The organism is Billgrantia kenyensis (assembly GCF_013697085.1).
Classification (GTDB): domain Bacteria; phylum Pseudomonadota; class Gammaproteobacteria; order Pseudomonadales; family Halomonadaceae; genus Halomonas; species Halomonas kenyensis.
Genome location: NZ_JACEFT010000001.1, coordinates 454,470 through 470,780 on the forward strand (window position 1 = coordinate 454,470; position 16,311 = coordinate 470,780).

Sequence of the window (16,311 nt, forward strand, 5' to 3'; positions counted from 1 at the left end):
GCAAGAGCATCGATGGCAGGCAGGCACAAACGCCCACCCTCCCTCTTCACCCATAGATTTGCCCAAAGTTGACAGTTATCAAGATTCATGACGCACCGATCATAGTCGCTTGAACTTTATGACAACTGTCATTGTTCCGGACAACCCGCCTCCCTAAGATGACTTCGCCAGCCCACCGGAAGGCACTACAAAAAAGACTCTTCAACAGCCAATGTACAGCGGATAAATATCGACATGATGGACATGCATGCTTCCTTGCTGCTCCTGCCTCAGGAGCAACTGACGCTCGCCAACGCACACGAAACCACCGAGCTCAAACGCTACCGCCGCCTGACCCTCAGCTTCCTGCCCAAGGCGCCCCAGGCCAGTCGCCTGATGGCGAGCCTTGCCCTCCAGAGCGAGCGCAGGCTCGACACCCTGCGCCGGGCTGCCAGGAGCCTGGATCTCGAAGCCTGTGTCAGCGTCCCGCCCATGGATACGCCCAGCTACGAGATGACGCATCGCCACTTCTTTGTCGTAGACGACAACATGGCAACCCAGTTACTGGACCAGGCGATCCGGGCCGTCGTGGAGTCCAAGCACTTCTTTGACTGGCTGCTGAATACCAATGCGACACCGGAGCTGCACCAACCCTTCGTCGATTTTGTCAGCGAGAAGGAAAACGAGTGTCGTGTACTGCTTGAATTCCGTGAGCAATACCACCCTCGCGGCATCTTGCGTCACGCCTGACGCGCTCGCCTCACCTCCTCTTCTGCCGCCTGCCGGTGGAAGAGGCCATCTGCTCGAGGCGGGACAAGTCGAGGAGCTGGTACTCACGCCCCTCTATCCGCAGTAAACGCTGTGCCTGATAAGCCGCCAATGTCCTTCCGACGGTTTCCTGGGTCAGGCCCAGATAGTTGCCAATATCTTGTCGTGACAATGGCAGGCGAAAGTGCCTCGACGAGTAACCGCGACGGCGGAAGCAGTCCGAAATGGAGAGCAGAAAGCAGGCCAGGCGAGCCTCGGCGGTGCGGCAGAGCAATTGGTGCAGACTCATCCGCTCCTCATGCATGGCAAGGCTGAGGTTGTAGTGAAGGTACTGGTATAGCTGGGGCAGTTCATGCGCCAGCGCTAGAAAGCTATCGAATGGGAGCTTGCACAGTGTGGACGATTCGAGCGCACTCACCGTTCCGGGATACCGACCGAGCCCTATTGCATCGCTGCCGATGATATCGCCTGGGAACCACAAGGCGGTCAACAGCTGCTCGGCCCCATCAAGCGCCGTTTCCTGCTTCAGAAACCCGGTCCTGACAGCATAGAGGCTATCAAAACGCGCTCCCTGAGAGACGAGTACCGCCCGTTTGTCCAACCCGACGCAGGTGGTCACGACCTGACTGAAGAGCTGCTTCTCGCAGGACGACAGGTTCGCTGGTATGCACAGCGCCTTGAGGTAGCACGAGAGACATCCGCTATCTCGGGGTACGCCAGCATGCCGTTTCGTGTTCTGGCCTGGCATGGCTCGGCTCTCCAATCCGCACTCCATGAAAAACAGTATAAGGCGATACCGATTGGATGCAGGCTGACTTGCCTCATGCCCTTTACCGAGCGAATTGAACCAGGGTCCGTCTTCGTCATGATGAAATTCATGCTGCAGGGAGAGGTGACTGGACCTAACGTCAATTCATGCTGCAGAGCGGCATGTAACGCACTACCTCTGGGACAAAGAGGGGCGCAACTGAAGGGACAGGATCATGCATGAATCGACCAGGTTGACCTCCGATCTTCTCAATAGACTGAGCGCCAACGCTGGCATACTGCTGGTGCGTACTCTCTGGGAGTACTGCCCCGAGCATATGTTCATCGTGCGTGTCGAAGGGCCGACCGACTTCGTGATCGAAGCGATCAACCCCACCCGGCAGGCCATGCTCGGTGAGCAGGCAGCGTTTATAGGCAAGCGTATCGAGGAGGTGCTGCCGGCACCCATGTGCCACGCCCTGGTGGCCAATTTCATTCGCTGCGTGGAATCCGGCATGCCCATCCACTACGAGGAGAGCGGCGCGGCTTTCATCCACGAGGGGATCTATCAGCAGGGCAGGTGGCAGACCCTGTTGGTACCGATCACCCATCAGAATGGGAGGATCACCCACCTGTTCGGCGTTTCTCGCGACCTCGCGGCCCTGCCGATTTCCTCGACGGTCGGGCTGCCGGAGACCCGGGAGCTGGAACGTCGAGTGAATGAGCGCACCGCCGAACTGATGGCGACCAACGAGAAGCTGGCTCATCTGGCGACCCATGACCACCTGACGGATACCTATAACCGGCGCTATCTCATGGAACTGGCAGAGCTGGAACTGCGCCGCGCCGTTCGCTATGAGCAGCCCCTGTGCCTGATGATGCTCGACGTTGACCACTTCAAGACGATCAACGACACCGAGGGTCACCTGGCAGGGGACGAAGCCTTGCGAATCGTGGCACGGACGCTGCTGGCCTCGGTCCGCGAGTGCGATCTGGTTGGACGCTACGGTGGCGATGAGTTTCTTATCCTGATGCCCGAAACCACCGCCGAGGCCGCGTGGGAGATCGCCGATCGTCTGCGCCGAACTCTCGCCCAGACAAACCACCTGACGATCAGTATCGGCATCGCCGGCCTCCTACCTGAAGACCGCTTCGTCGTCGACCTGATTCACCGCGCCGACAAGCTCCTGCTCCAGGCCAAACGCAACGGTCGAAACCGCGTCGAGTGTGCGGCGTGATTATTGCGACGCAGCATCAGCTCTGCTATGCTGCGTCGCAATAAACCTTGTCTTTTACCTCATGGTTACCCTACACCTCATAGCCGGAGAAATCCTGAAATGATGCAGAACTACCGTTTCGACACCAAGCCCTTCGAAGCCATGTTGCTTGGCCCAGCTCGCGCCTATGCCACCCTGAGCCTCGAGTACACCGAGAAGCTCGTGGCCGCCCAGCTCGACGCTGCCAAGAGCTACACCGACACCAGCCTGGCCCAGGCTCGCAGCCTGCTCGACGTGCGTGACGCCGACAGCCTGCGCACTTACGTGGAGAAGCAACAGCAATTCGCCACGAATATTTCCGAGCGTCTCAAGAACGATGCCGAGAAGGTCGTCAGCCTGAACCAGGACTTCTTCCAGCAGAGCCAGAAGCTGGCCGAGAGCAACCTGAAGCAGGCTCAGCAGGCAACCAGCCAGGCTGCCAAGGCGTAACGCCACGTCCAGGGCTGCTTTCCACGAGGCCCCATCGAACTTGCTTCGATGGGGCCTTTCTCATTATCCGTGCATTTCCCCTGTCGCCTGCCCGACTTCATCATTTATGCTCCTAACGCACGGGCATGAGCATTGAGGATGCAACCGAATGAAAGCCTGGATTCCCCTGGCCCTGCTGGGCCTGACGCTTGCCGGCTGCCAGATGCAGCCCGGCCCGCCTCCCGAGCGCATCGAAGTGATCGATGTCAGCGATCCGCAGCGCACCGAAGAGATTCGCCCCGACGCCGAGCCCACGGCGCCGCCACCAGGCCGTATCGCACGACAGGTCGCCTTTCCTGCCGAGGAGTACGCTCAGCTGGAGCGAACGGGAAATGCGGCGATTTCCGGTCGGCTCAGCCTGAACGGCAGCCCGGGCGCTGGGGAAACGGTATCGGTGGCGCCGGTCACCACCTACTCGGCCGAAGCCGCCGAACATGCTCTCGCCGGGCGTGCCGTCGAGCCTGCCGATCCCCGTGCCCGCGAATTCACCCACACCGCGCGCACCGATGGCAATGGCAATTTCACCATCAATGGGCTTCCTGCCGGGGAGTTCTATGTCTCGGGGAGCATGGTCAACTCGAGTGGCCAGCGTCAGGTCATCCTGCGCCAGGTATCCCTGCGCAACGGCCAGCGCCTCGAGGTGAACCTGAGCCGCTGAACCTGGGTCACTACCATCCCAGCGCCTGCTTGACGAAGGGAATCGTCAGCTTGCGCTGGGCAGACAGCGACGCACGATCGAGTATGGCAAGTTCATCGAAAAGCTCGTCGAGGCGCCGCGGGCCACGATGGAGGATGTAGCGCGCCACCTCATCCGGAAGCTGCATGCCGCGAATCCGAGCGCGAAGCTGCAGCGCCTGCAGCCGCTCGCCATCGTCCAGTCGCTGCAAGTGAAAAGTGACGCCCCAGGTCAGTCGTGATGCCAGGTCGGGGAGCTCGACCGGCAACTGGCGAGGCGCCATGGACGCCGACACTACCAATCGCTTGCCGGCATCTCGCAGGCGGTTGAAGGTATGAAAAAGCCCCTCCTCCCAACGCCGCCTCCCGATCACGCTGTCGATGTCATCGATGGCGACCAAGTCCAGCCGCTCGGCATCCTCCAGCATCAGCGGCGGGAAGTGCCCCAGCTCCCGCAGAGGTAGGTAAAGTGCACGCAAGTCACTATCCGAGGCGGCGTGGCAAGCCGCCTGCAGCAGGTGGCTACGGCCGCTGCCAGAGGCTCCCCACAGGTAGATGAAGGGCTCACCATCATCACCCAACTGCCGGGAAAGGCTCTCCACCAGGCCGGCAGCATTGGCTGCCGGCAGGAAGCTATCGAAGGTGGCATCGTCACGCAGCCCCACCCCCAATGGCAGCTGCGCTGGTGCTCGGCTCATGGTGATTCCTCGTCGCTACGACCGCTCTTCTCGTCGTCGTACAGGGTGCTTCGCTTGTAACGCTCGTTGAGCTCCCGCAAGAGTACCATGATCACGGCAGCCGCCGGCAGCGCCAGCAGGACCCCGGTAAAGCCGAACAGGTTCCCCCCCGCCAGCACGGAGAAAATCACCGCTACCGGATGCAGTCCGATGCGATCGCCCAGCAGCTTGGGCTGCAGCAAGACACTTTCGATGATCTGTCCCACCGTGAAGACGATGACCACACCAAGCAGTGCCAGCAGGGTGCCGAACTGGAAGAAAGCCACGATCAGCGCCACGCTGATGCCGACGATGAAGCCAAGAAACGGCACGATGCTGGCCAGTCCGGCTACCATGCCGATCAACAGGCCGAAGCGAACGCCCATCAAGGTCAGGCCGATTGCATAGATGGCCCCGAGGGTAAGCATGACCAGCAGCTGCCCCCGCAGGAAGGCTGACAACACCTCATCGCAGCGCTTGGTCAGCCGTACAGCATCGGGCTCCCAGCGACGCGGTAACATGTTGCGCAGGTTGACCAGCAGGCGGTCCCAGTCGAGCAGCAGATAGAAGGTCACCACCGGGATCAGGGCAAAGTAGGTCACCCAGGCCAGGAAAGCGGCGCCGGAACGTCCCACTTGCCCCAGGAACTGGGCCAGGTAGCCACCGGCATCCTGCCAGTGCTCGGCCAGGGTCTGCTGCAGGTCATCGAGATCGGCGGCCACGTCGAGGCCGGTCCAGCCGCGAATCTGCGGGGCGAGCACGGTCTCCACCCAGGCGAAGATGCCAGGAACCATCATCCCGAACTGGCGTACCTGCTGCGCTGCCAACGGGATGAGCACCAGCAGAGCCACCCCCAGGACCAGGGTCAGGATAAGGAAGACACCACACACCGCCAGCGTGCGGGACAGCCCCATGCGCTGCAGCCGGTTGGCCAGGGGATCACTCAGATAGGCCAGTATCATGCCGGCGATGAACGGCATCAGCATCGTTTCCAATTGGAACAGCAGCCAAATCAAGGCCACCGCTCCAATGAGTATCCACCACTCTCTACGCATCACACCTCCCTGCGTCTGACGTTCACGGCGATGCGAGCCGTGCGCCGTGATGCTACAATTCCGGCCTTATCTTGCCCACTGTCGCGGGCCAGGCGCCCTGCCGTCTCGTGTCAGCCAACGCACCAATGACCGCTTCTTCTACGTACAGGACAGGCCATGACCGAATCCACCTCTCCCGATAACGCCAAGGGATCGCTGAGCTACAAGGATGCCGGTGTCGACATCGATGCAGGCAATGCCTTGGTCGACCGTATCAAGGGCGTTGCCAAGCGCACCATGCGCCCTGAGGTGATGGGCGGGCTGGGCGGATTCGGTGCCCTATGCCAACTTCCTTCCGGCTACCGCGAGCCTGTGCTCGTCTCAGGTACCGACGGTGTCGGCACCAAGCTGCGCCTGGCCATGGACCTGGGCCGTCATGACACCATTGGTATCGACCTGGTCGCGATGTGCGTCAACGATCTGGTCGTAGCCGGCGCCGAGCCGTTGTTCTTCCTCGACTACTATGCCACGGGCAAGCTGGATGTGGACATCGCCACCGATGTAGTTACCGGCATCGGCGAGGGCTGCGAGCGGTCCGGCTGCGCCCTGGTGGGTGGCGAAACCGCCGAGATGCCCGGCATGTATGAGGGCAGCGACTACGATCTGGCCGGCTTCTGTGTCGGCGTGGTGGAGAAATCGGACATCCTAGATGGCAGCAAGGTGGCTCAAGGCGACGTTCTGCTGGGCATCGCTTCCAGCGGCGCCCACTCCAATGGCTATTCGTTGATCCGCAAGATCCTCGAGGTAAGCGGCGCGTCGATTGACACTGCCATTGACGGCCAGGCCCTCGGCGACGCCCTGCTTGCCCCCACTCGCATCTATGTCAAGCCGCTGCTGTCGCTGATCAAGGAGAGTGGCATCGACGTCCATGCACTATCCCATATCACCGGCGGTGGGTTGCTGGAGAATGTTCCCCGGGTGCTGCCTGATTCACTTGGCGCACGCATCGACGTGAAGAGCTGGACGCGCCCCGCCCTGTTCGATTGGCTCCAGAAGCAGGGCAACGTGGCAGAACAGGAGATGTACCGAGTACTCAACTGCGGCATCGGTATGGTCGTGGTGGTACCCGCGGCGCAGGCTGACCAGGCACGCGCCCACTTGCAGGCCCAAGGCGAGACGGTCTATCGCATCGGCGAGATCGTTGCTCGCAACGAAGGCGACGAAGCGGTCCGCCTGGAGAACCTCGAGGCATGAGCGACACCTACGCCAGCGACACCCTCAACGAACTGACGCCGGAACCAGCCGATGTACGCCGGGTCGTGGTACTCATCTCGGGCAACGGGAGCAACCTGCAGGCGCTGATCGACGAGCAGACCCACGACCGGCTGGGAGGCGAGATCGTCGCCGTGATCTCCAACGTGGCGGATGCCTACGGTCTTCAGCGCGCCCGTGACGCGGGAATCGACGCTGTGGTACTGCCGCACGGCGAGTACGACAGCCGCGAGGCCTACGACGGTGCCCTGATCAAGGTGATCGAGCGCCATGAGCCGGACCTCGTGGTGCTGGCCGGTTTCATGCGCATCTTGAGCTCTCGCTTCGTGCAGCGTTTCCACGGCCGAATGCTCAACATTCACCCCTCCCTGCTGCCCGCCTACCGCGGACTGAATACCCATGCCAAGGCGCTAGCCGACGGCGTGGCCGAGCATGGCTGCAGCGTGCATTTCGTCACCGAGGAGCTCGACGGCGGTCCGGTTGCGATCCAGGCCGTGGTAGCGATTAACGAGGGTGAGAGCGAAGCCAGCCTGAAGGAGAAGGTGCACGCCCGCGAGCACCTGATCTATCCCATCGCGGTGAAGTGGTTCCTTGAGGGGCGCCTGCGCCTGGACGGCGACGCCGCAGTGCTCGACGGCACCCCGCTGCCGCCCCAGGGCCTACGCCTCTCCCACGCCGACGCCGCCGAAGAGCTGGACGAAGACCTCGGCGACGTATGATAGGTGAAACTGAATAAGGAACCTGTACAGAAAGCCGGCGATTTATGTCGCGAGCGATGACATGCTGATCGCCGCCGGAGCGCAAAAACCGGAGTGTAGCCTGCTACATGAGGATTTTGAGCACCGCCGGCGGTCAGAAGGTCGAGCGCAGCAATAAATCGGCGCTTTCTCAGGTGCGGGGCAAAGTCACTCCCCTCTGCCCCATATACTTGCCACCACGATCCTTGTAGGAGGTCTCGCACACCTCGTCCGACTCCAGGAACAGCATCTGCGCCACGCCCTCGTTGGCGTAGATCTTGGCCGGCAGGTTGGTGGTATTGGAGAACTCCAGGGTCACGTGCCCTTCCCACTCCGGCTCCAGCGGCGTCACGTTGACGATGATGCCGCAGCGAGCGTAGGTCGACTTGCCCAGGCAGATGGTCAGTACGCTGCGCGGGATACGGAAATACTCCACGGTGCGCGCCAAGGCAAAGGAGTTGGGCGGGATCACGCAGACATCGCCCTTGATATCGACGAAGCTCTTTTCGTCGAAGGCCTTGGGATCGACCACCGCGGAGTGAATGTTGGTGAACACCTTGAACTCGTCGGCACAGCGTACGTCGTAGCCGTAGCTGGACGTGCCGTAGGAGATCACCCGTTGATCGTTCACGTAACGCACCTGGTCGGCTTCGAAGGGTTCGATCATGCCTTCCCGCTCGGCCATGCGGCGGATCCAACTATCGGGCTTGATGCTCATGGGACGTCCTGAGAGGTTATGCCGAAGAATGAAGTAGGGCCGCTATCATAGCGGCCCTAGATGCACTCGTCACGACCCGCAACCAACGGGCCGAACCCTCGGCTGACTCAGTCGCTGAAGGAGATACTCGGCCCGCCACCCTCTGGCTGCTCACCGAGCTGTTCGGCGATCTGGCGAGCCATGTCACGGAAGGTGCCCGTCACCTCGCCTTCTGGCTCGGCAATGACGGTCGGCCGTCCGCTGTCCGCCTGTTCGCGGATCGACAGGGTCAGCGGCAGCCTGCCCAGCACACGAGCGTCATATTCAGCGGCGATCCGCTCGCCGCCGCCTTCGCCGAAGATCGGTTCGGCGTGACCGCACTGGGAGCACACATGCAGGCTCATGTTCTCGACGACGCCCAGCACCGGCACGTTGACCTTGCGGAACATCTCGATACCCTTGCGCGCATCGAGCAGGGCGATGTCCTGAGGCGTGGTCACGATGACCGCCCCATCCACCGGAACCTTCTGCGCCAGCGTCAGCTGGATGTCGCCGGTGCCCGGAGGCATGTCAATGAACAGCACGTCGACATCCTGCCACGCCGTCTGCGTCAATAGCTGCTGAAAGGCCCCCGCTACCATCGGGCCGCGCCAGACCATGGGCTCGCGAGTATCGACCATGAAGGCCATCGACATGGCCTGTACCCCGTGCGACTCGAGTGGCTTGAACTTGTTTTCCCCGGCCTGCTGTGGCCGCACGCCCTCCGGCACACCCAGCATCTGGGCCTGGCTGGGGCCGTGGATGTCGGCATCCAGAATACCAACCCGGTACCCCTCGGCCGCCATGGCCAGCGCCAGGTTGACGGTGACGGTGGATTTGCCCACCCCACCCTTGCCGGATGCCACGGCCACGATATGCTTGACCCCCTCGATCACGACTGACTCCTCGTATTGCTGGGCTGTTACGCCGCCTTGGCTTGCCAAACAGGAGTATAACGCTCCATCGGCATCGCAGCAGACACCATTGTACGGTCCTTGAACGGCATTGCGGCGAGCCGAGGCCCGCCGCAATGCCAGCCAAGCAGATAATCAGCCGCGCTCGACGGCCTCTTCGTCCTCGGCCTCTTCGTCCTCGGCCTCTTCATCCTCGGCCTCTTCCTGCTGCTGATCCTCCTCCTGTTCTTGCTGCTGTTGCTGGGCCGGCGCACCGCGCAACTCGAGGTCAGTCAGCGCATCACGCCACTGCGCCAATTGCTCCTCGAGCTGCTGCAGTTGCTGCTGCCGGCGGTCGACCTGTGCTTCGACCTGCTGGAGCTCATTGCGCCCCGCCTCGATCTGCTGGGCCAGGTCCGCGTGCTCCTCCTGCAGTGCCTCGATATCGGACATGGCGGCATCACGTTCGTCACGAATTTCGCCGACTTCGCGCTCGACCTCGCCACGCCAGGCCTCGAGAGCCTCGATATCGTTCTCCAGGGCTTCCAGAGTCTGTTGACGCTCCTCGATGGCTTCACTCAGAGTATCGAGCTGCTCTTGCGCACCCTCGGCCTCTTCACGCTTCTGGCCCAGCTCATCGGCTAACTGCTCGAGCTCGGCTTCGGCCTGCTGGCGCGCTTCGTCCGCCTGCTGGCGCTCGTCTTCAGCAGCCTGGCGAGCCTCCTCGGCTTCCTGACGCGCTCTCTCCGCGTCCTGACGGGCCGCATCGGCATCGCCGCGGGCTTCTTCCACAGCCTCATACTCTTCGCGAAGAGCTGTCATGCTCTCCTCCATCTCGGCCTGTTCGCTGCGGCGAGCCTCGATGTCGCTTTCCAGCTCAGCCTGCCGCTCCTGGAGCTGCTCGATGCGATCGGATGCAGCATCGGCTTCGGCCTCCAGGCGCTCAACCTCATCGCGAGCGGCTTGCTGTTCCTCGGCCTGGGCCGCTTCCGTTGACTGCCGCTCTTCCTCGAGCGTGGCCAGCTGAGCCTGGAGAGACTCCATGTCTTCTCCGGCCTGGTCCCGTTCGTCCAGTTCCTGCCTCAGCCCCTCGTAATCGGCTTGCAGCGACGCCAGCTGCGACTCCAGGGCAGCGCTGCGTTCGCGGTGATCCCCGGCATTGTTATGCGCAAAAATGGCCCAGATGATCGCCAGGACCGCCACGGCCACCAAGGCCATGACGCGTCTATCCTTGAACAGAGGTGTATCGGGCTTCTCGGGTGTCTCCGGCATGAGCATGACCCTCCTGATGGTCCATGGTAGGCCTCCACTCTCGAGCGAAGGCCGATTAAGGTTCCTGTCTCAGCATACATAGCGATACCGAGCGGTGAAAGGAATCGTCAAAATGTCCGCTCGCAGGACTCGCCAAGCGCAACTACTCGATCAGGGCGCATCGATGCGCCAGTTCGACAGCCATGGGGAGCCGCTGATCTCAACGTCCAGATCACGCAGCCAATGCGCCACGATCAGGTTGGATTGGTGGAGCGCCGAATAGCGCCGCGGGTAGGGTACGAACTCGAGTCCGAATTCATCGCTTGCCACCGGCTCGCCTCGTGAATCCTCGAAGTGAGCGTCGAGCCGGCTGCGCAATGCACCAACCCTCGCCGCCTCGGCATGCAGGGGATACACCGCAACAAGCCCCTCCGGAGCAAGCCGGGAAAACTCCCGGGGATGGTCGATCTCGGGGTGCACCCCCCGGCCCAGGCCCGCCTCGGTAGGCCAGAGCATGGCAGAGACTCCGGCGAGGAAGTGACGCTCGCCCTCAACGTACCAGCGCCACTCGCCATAGCTGTATCTCACGACACCCGATGACTCTCCCGGCAATACCAAGCTGGCGTGTCGTCCATGGTCGAGCAGAAAGACCTCGACAGGCTGTGCCAGCGCGGCAGGTTCCGGCGCTGCCACTCGGCCGACACAGCCTGTCAACAGCAGGGCGAATACCGCGATGCCAAGGCCGCGTGACAGGTCACGATGTAGAGTCATTCCCCACTTGCTCCTTAGCCATCGCTGCTGGGAAAGTCCCATGCGGATTGCCGGCAGTTCACCCTGGTGTGCGAGTTACGGTCAACGCAACCCCAGCATGGACAGGATGAAGAGCACCACTACGACCAGGCCAACGATATAAATGATATTGTGCATACAGCTCTCCTTGCTGTGGTCAGGGAATGAAGAGGGCGACCAAAAGGCCTCCTCCAGCTCCAGTGTAGCGAACATGCGGCATACGGCCAGCGAAGCGGCATGCTTGCGGAGGCCAGCCGGGGCGAATAGCTTACAAAGCAGGATCGTCCCAGTCGGCACAAGGAGCCACGCTCGCCATGTTACAGGTACGCAAGTCGCAGCGTGTCATGTTCGTGCTGTTACCCCGCACGGGAGCCTTCCTCTGGCGCGTGCTGGCCAATTTCATGCGCAATCGCGGCATCCTGCTGGCGGGTGGGGTGGGCTACAATATCCTGCTATCGATCGTACCGCTGTTCGCCCTCCTGGCGGTCCTGTTGACTCAGATAGTCGACGAGGCGGTGCTGCTAGAGGTGCTGCGCGTGCAGGTCGACCACCTGGCGCCGGCTCATGCCGAGGGGCTGATGGAGGCGGTGAGTACCCTGCTGGCCTCGCGAGACGTGATCGGCCTGTTCGGCATCCTGGTGCTGCTGGTGTTCAGCTCCTTCGCCTTCCGCATGCTCGAGGATGCGCTGGCGATCATCTTCCATGCCCCCGAGGCGCACCAGAAGCGCAGCGTTTGGGTCTCGGTGCTGCTGCCCTACCTGTTCATGCTGGTGCTGGGCGCGGGATTGGCAGCCCTGACCCTGATGGCAACCCTGGCCGAGGCGATCGGTACGCTCTGGCGAGCAGTGCTGGGACGTGATATGCCCCTCGCCGGCCTTTCCGATCCCCTGCTCAATCTGTTCAGCTTCATCGGCGTCTTCCTGCTGTTCAGCGCCATCTACAAGGTGCTTCCGGTGGTCAAGGTCCAACTGAGGCGTGCGGTGGTGGGCGGATTGGTTGCGGCACTGCTGTGGGAAGGCGTGCGCTTTCTGCTGATGTTCTACTTCGACACTATCTCGCTGGTCAATGTGGTCTACGGCTCGATTGCCACGATCATCGTGGTACTGCTGACCCTTGAGGTCGGCGCAATCATTCTGTTGCTAGGGGCACAGGTCATCGCTGATCTTGAGCATAACGCTCGCCGGGGCCTGCCCTGGTACGTCGACCCACGCCGGGAGCCCATTACGCATGTCGACTAGGAGCGGATGTTACTAGCCCGCCTCATTGCCCCCACTGCCCGCTGCGCTTCATTACGCCCCACTGGTGCTTGCGCCGGGCAAACCACTGCCACAACCCGCGACAGCGCCACAGCGTGTTGAGCTGCCGATAGCCGAAATTCTCCAGCACCGCGACGAGGAACAGCCTCAGCATGTCGCGGCGGCGCTGATAGACACGAAACGACAGCGTTTCCAGCAGCAGGCCGTTTACCGACAGCAGGATACCCATGCCGATGGCCACCAGCAGGAACACGATGAGAGCCACCGGCGAGATGAGGCCCATGGTGAATCCGCCGAGCATGAAGGCGTAGCCCGCCAGCTCCACCAGCGGACCCAGCCACTCGAAGATGGTCATGAAAGGCCAGGCCAGACGCCCGGGTGCCCCGCCTCGCCGCCCGAATGCCAGCCACGCATGGCGACTCAGGCTTTCCGCCAGCCCGCGCTGCCATCGGCTGCGTTGACGCCCCAGCGTGCCCAGGTCCTCGGGAGCTTCGGTCCAGCAGATCGGGTCGGGCAGGTAATGAATACGGTAGGGAATCTGTTGCTCACGATGGTAGCGGTGAAGTCGCACCACCAGCTCCATGTCTTCGCCTACCGTGGAGATGCTGTAGCCCCCGATCTCGGCAACACGCTCACGGTCGAACAGCCCGAAGGCCCCTGAAATGATCAGCACTGCGTTGAGCGGAGACCAGCCCAAGCGGCCGAACAGGAAGGCACGCAGGTACTCGACGATCTGAAAACGCGCCAGCAGGCTGCCTGGAATCCCCGCCTCGAGCAGAAAGCCGCCGCGCACGGTCGAACCGTTGGCGATACGCACCGTCCCCCCTGCGGCCACGGTTCGCTCATCCTCGAGGAACGGCTGCACCACACGCAGCAGACTGTCCCGCTGCAGGATGGAATCGGCATCCACGGCGCAGAACAGCCCGTGGCGGGCGGCATTGATGCCGGCATTCAGTGCATCTGCCTTGCCGCCATTGGCCTTGTCGATCACTTTCAAGTTGGCGTAACGACGAGAGCGGTAGATCCCCCTCACCTCCTGATGCGGCACGTTACGGCGTAGCGGCTCCGGATGCAGCTCGAGCTCGAAGGCCTCGACCAGCACGTCCAGGGTTTCGTCCTTGGAGCCGTCATTGACCACCACCAGTTCGAATTCGGGGTATTGCAGCTGGAGCAACGACAGCAGCGAGGTGCGTATGGTGGCTGCCTCGTTGTAGGCCGGCACCAATATCGATACGGCGGGCTCGATGCCCAGATAGGGCGCTTGCTCCCCCAGTTCGGCGCGCTGACGCATATAACGCCGCAAGCTCACCATGGACAGTACGTTAAGGGCCAGATAGCCGCCGTTGAGCAGCACGAAATAGCCGATGAAGCCGACCTGCACCCACCACACCCAGTCGATGCCCATGGTTGCCTCCTCAGCGGCGTCGCTCCGCAATGGCTCGAGTCAGGGCATCACGTCCGTACCGATCCTTCAGCTCGTGCTGCCAAGTCGTGATGTCGGCGTCGCCGATGCCGGGAAGCTCGACCAGCGCATCCGCTGCGGCCTGACGAACCCACCAACTGCTGTCGGTCAGCCGCTCGAGCAGGAAGGGTGCATCTTCGAGCACCGCCTGACGACGCAGCGCCTGAACTGCCACCAGGCGAACCTGTGGTGAGTCGGCTATGAGCCAGCTCAACAGCAGCGGCCTGTCACGTGGGTCGCGTTGCTGTCCGAGACAGCTCAATGCGGCACACAGCGAGACGTCGGCGCCCTCTTGCTCTTCGACTGATCCAGCCAGGAACCGCCTGGCCCAGGGTGCCACACGATTCGGCTCGGCCCAGGCAAGCAGCGCGACCAGGCGCGCTGGGGGTTCTTCTCCTTCGCCCAGACGCGACAACAGAGGTCCGCTCACTGCCGTCGGGCCGGCCTGCCGGCACAATGCCTCCAGGCGTGGTGTGGCCCAGTCGCGGCGCAGCTCCACCAGCGGTATCAGGCGCTGCATGGCCCGCTCCGGGTTCATGGCCACCAACGTTTGTGCGGCCGTCAACGCCACCACCGGGTTGGCATCATTCACCAACGGCAACACATCGGCCCAGTAGCGATCATTGGCCAGGTATTGCAGGCAACTCAGCGACAGCAGGCGGCGGTGCACGCCCCGCCCACGCAGCAGTCGTACCACACGACCGCTCATGCCGATGCCTTCGAACAGCGCATTGAGTCGTTGCTGTGACTGCCCCCGAACCTGGCGCCGCAAACGCAACCACAGCAGCATAAACCAGATCTCTTCCTGTCTGCCGCGCGGTGGCCAAGGCAGTGCATCGCCATGCTCCACGCTCCATGCCGCTAGTTGCGGCCGCCAGTGACCGGTGAAAGCCAAACGGCGTCGCTCACGGCGACTGGCCAGCTCGGTCAGAACCAGCACCTGAATCAGGATCAACAGAGTCAGCCCAGCCAGCACAATGGCGCTGTATACGGCAAAGCGCAGCACCGGGTCCTCAGGCGGTGTGGTCAACACCTGCAGCGCCTGATACAGCAATCGCTGCAGTCCCACTAGCTCAGAAGGCATGTCTCAAGCCCAGTTGGATACCGTATCGATCGTACAGATCACCCTGGCTCAGCGCGCCCAGCTCCCAGCTCAACGCCCAGTCGTCATGAAACCAGTGCCTTCCATGCACCGACACGCTGGCCACATCCGTCGTCACCACCTCACCTCCAGGCAACCCCTCCTCCTCACGACCGAGCGCACCGCGCACACCCACCAAGCTGCGCTCGCCGTAGTAGTAGTCCAGCGCCACGGCATGCCCGACCGGCGTGCCTGCCACATCCACGTCGCTGACATTGAGGGTATAGGCGCCACGCCAGTTGCCCCAGTAGCGCTCCATACCCAGGGCCAACCTATCGACCTGGGAACCCTCATAGCGAGTTCGCCGCAGGCTGACGCTGCCCACGTAGCCGCCGCCCAGCACACGCTGTACACCCAGATCGGCGTGCCACTTGGCAAGAAAATCAGCAGAAAAGGTACGTCCGACTTCCGGCTGCACCACCCAGGTCTCGCCCAAGGGCACTGCCGCCCCTGCCAGTAACGCTTCATCCCATGTGCCATAACGGCGCTCGCGGTGCAGGGCGCCATACCAGGTTGGCGCACCTCGAAGCCTCGACTGCACGTCGAGACGCTGGGTGAGCCAGTCGTCGAAGCCGCTGTCCAGTGCATCGTATCGCAGCGACGCCTCCATCTCGGTACGCCGCTCCTCATCCTGCGCATCGGCGAACGGCGCCGGCACGAGTACCAAGGCACCGACAATGGCAGCCATCGCAGCAGGTCGGGCATCAACCATCCATTGCATCAACGCCTCCTCATGAAACGCCTCAGCCGGGCGAGCAACTCCTCCGGCTGAAACGGCTTGGTCACGTAATCGTCGGCCCCCAGTTCGAGCGCACGCACGACATCGGCCTCTCGAGCCTTGGCTGTGAGCATGATCACGGGCACGTCCTGCCATGCCGGAAGGCTACGCAGCCGCTCCAGCACCTCCAGGCCATCGTGATAGGGAAGCATGATGTCGAGTAGAGCCAGGTTCACCGGGGAAGTTTCGGAGAGCAACTCCAGCGCCCGCCGTCCGTCCGGTGCATGCTCGACCTCGAACCCTTGGCGCTCGAGTAGAAAGCGAATCAGAAAAGCGATGTCCTCCTCATCCTCTACCATCAGAATGCGTGGTTTGGTTTCGCTCGACGTCAT

18 protein-coding genes are annotated in these 16,311 nt (G+C 62.3%); 7 read left to right on the forward strand and 11 right to left on the reverse strand.

What is annotated here, in order from left to right; genetic code table 11:
• Positions 1-234: 234 nt before the first annotated feature.
• Positions 235-729, forward strand: coding sequence for a hypothetical protein (locus H1D44_RS02000; protein ID WP_181513162.1), 495 nt, complete (start codon positions 235-237; stop codon positions 727-729).
• 10 nt (positions 730-739) lie between these two features.
• On the opposite strand, the gene H1D44_RS02005 is transcribed toward H1D44_RS02000, so the two are convergent.
• Positions 740-1,495, reverse strand: coding sequence for a helix-turn-helix domain-containing protein (locus tag H1D44_RS02005; protein WP_181513163.1), 756 nt, complete (start codon positions 1,493-1,495; stop codon positions 740-742).
• Positions 1,496-1,730: 235 nt separating this feature from the next.
• On the opposite strand from H1D44_RS02005, the gene H1D44_RS02010 reads away from it, so the two are divergent.
• The 3 genes from H1D44_RS02010 (at position 1,731) to H1D44_RS02020 (ending at position 3,897) form a co-directional block, all read left to right on the forward strand.
• Positions 1,731-2,732, forward strand: a complete 1,002-nt coding sequence (locus H1D44_RS02010; RefSeq protein WP_181513164.1) for a sensor domain-containing diguanylate cyclase — start codon at positions 1,731-1,733, stop codon at positions 2,730-2,732.
• A 99-nt stretch (positions 2,733-2,831) separates the two neighbouring features.
• On the forward strand, positions 2,832-3,200 hold the full coding sequence (locus tag H1D44_RS02015) for a phasin family protein (RefSeq protein WP_338073452.1): 369 nt from the start codon (positions 2,832-2,834) through the stop codon (positions 3,198-3,200).
• Positions 3,201-3,348: 148 nt separating this feature from the next.
• Positions 3,349-3,897: a carboxypeptidase-like regulatory domain-containing protein gene (locus H1D44_RS02020; RefSeq protein WP_181513165.1), complete on the forward strand. Its 549-nt coding sequence runs from the start codon at positions 3,349-3,351 to the stop codon at positions 3,895-3,897.
• Positions 3,898-3,907: 10 nt separating this feature from the next.
• Here the strand turns inward: H1D44_RS02020 and hda are convergent, their stop codons facing one another.
• Both hda and H1D44_RS02030 read right to left on the reverse strand, forming a co-directional pair.
• A complete protein-coding gene (gene hda / locus H1D44_RS02025) occupies positions 3,908-4,612 on the reverse strand; it encodes a DnaA regulatory inactivator Hda (protein WP_181513166.1) in 705 nt (234 codons plus the stop codon).
• Positions 4,609-5,685, reverse strand: a complete 1,077-nt coding sequence (locus H1D44_RS02030) for an AI-2E family transporter (protein WP_181513167.1) — start codon at positions 5,683-5,685, stop codon at positions 4,609-4,611. The genes hda and H1D44_RS02030 overlap by 4 nt, the downstream gene beginning before the upstream one ends.
• A 156-nt stretch (positions 5,686-5,841) precedes the next feature.
• Between H1D44_RS02030 and purM the strand changes: the two genes are divergently transcribed.
• Together purM and purN are read left to right on the forward strand one after the other, a co-directional pair.
• A complete protein-coding gene (gene purM / locus H1D44_RS02035; protein WP_181513168.1) occupies positions 5,842-6,918 on the forward strand; it encodes a phosphoribosylformylglycinamidine cyclo-ligase in 1,077 nt (358 codons plus the stop codon).
• Positions 6,915-7,655, forward strand: a complete 741-nt coding sequence (gene purN, locus H1D44_RS02040) for a phosphoribosylglycinamide formyltransferase (RefSeq protein ID WP_181513169.1) — start codon at positions 6,915-6,917, stop codon at positions 7,653-7,655. The genes purM and purN overlap by 4 nt, the downstream gene beginning before the upstream one ends.
• A 169-nt stretch (positions 7,656-7,824) precedes the next feature.
• Here purN and dcd read toward each other — a convergent pair whose 3' ends face one another.
• The 4 genes from dcd to H1D44_RS02060 all read right to left on the reverse strand — a co-directional run bounded on the left by dcd (position 7,825) and on the right by H1D44_RS02060 (position 11,324).
• On the reverse strand, positions 7,825-8,391 hold the full coding sequence (gene dcd / locus H1D44_RS02045; protein WP_181513170.1) for a dCTP deaminase: 567 nt from the start codon (positions 8,389-8,391) through the stop codon (positions 7,825-7,827).
• A 107-nt stretch (positions 8,392-8,498) separates the two neighbouring features.
• Positions 8,499-9,353 (reverse strand): iron-sulfur cluster carrier protein ApbC, encoded by an 855-nt coding sequence (apbC, locus tag H1D44_RS02050; protein WP_181513171.1) that lies wholly within the window; start codon positions 9,351-9,353, stop codon positions 8,499-8,501.
• A gap of 105 nt (positions 9,354-9,458) precedes the next feature.
• A complete protein-coding gene (locus H1D44_RS02055) occupies positions 9,459-10,574 on the reverse strand; it encodes a coiled-coil domain-containing protein (protein WP_181513172.1) in 1,116 nt (371 codons plus the stop codon).
• A gap of 150 nt (positions 10,575-10,724) precedes the next feature.
• Complete coding sequence (locus H1D44_RS02060) at positions 10,725-11,324, reverse strand: hypothetical protein (protein WP_181513173.1); 600 nt, start codon at positions 11,322-11,324, stop codon at positions 10,725-10,727.
• Between the two features lie 332 nt (positions 11,325-11,656).
• Here H1D44_RS02060 and H1D44_RS02065 point away from each other — a divergent pair, with 332 nt between their 5' ends.
• The gene (locus H1D44_RS02065) at positions 11,657-12,580 is read left to right on the forward strand and encodes a YihY/virulence factor BrkB family protein (protein WP_181513174.1); all 924 of its coding nucleotides are present in this window, start codon (positions 11,657-11,659) and stop codon (positions 12,578-12,580) included.
• Between the two features lie 22 nt (positions 12,581-12,602).
• On the opposite strand, the gene H1D44_RS02070 is transcribed toward H1D44_RS02065, so the two are convergent.
• Genes H1D44_RS02070 through H1D44_RS02085 form a run of 4 tightly spaced genes read right to left on the reverse strand, consistent with a single transcriptional unit; the run spans position 12,603 to position 16,311 of the window.
• The gene (locus H1D44_RS02070; RefSeq protein WP_181513175.1) at positions 12,603-14,003 is read right to left on the reverse strand and encodes a glycosyltransferase family 2 protein; all 1,401 of its coding nucleotides are present in this window, start codon (positions 14,001-14,003) and stop codon (positions 12,603-12,605) included.
• A gap of 10 nt (positions 14,004-14,013) precedes the next feature.
• On the reverse strand, positions 14,014-15,144 hold the full coding sequence (locus H1D44_RS02075) for a HEAT repeat domain-containing protein (protein WP_181513176.1): 1,131 nt from the start codon (positions 15,142-15,144) through the stop codon (positions 14,014-14,016).
• Positions 15,134-15,922: a YaiO family outer membrane beta-barrel protein gene (locus tag H1D44_RS02080; RefSeq protein WP_181513177.1), complete on the reverse strand. Its 789-nt coding sequence runs from the start codon at positions 15,920-15,922 to the stop codon at positions 15,134-15,136. The genes H1D44_RS02075 and H1D44_RS02080 overlap by 11 nt, the downstream gene beginning before the upstream one ends.
• Positions 15,922-16,311 carry a response regulator gene (locus tag H1D44_RS02085; protein WP_181513178.1) on the reverse strand — a complete coding sequence of 130 codons (390 nt, stop codon included), beginning with the start codon at positions 16,309-16,311 and terminating at the stop codon, positions 15,922-15,924. Before H1D44_RS02085 ends, H1D44_RS02080 begins: the two co-directional genes overlap by 1 nt.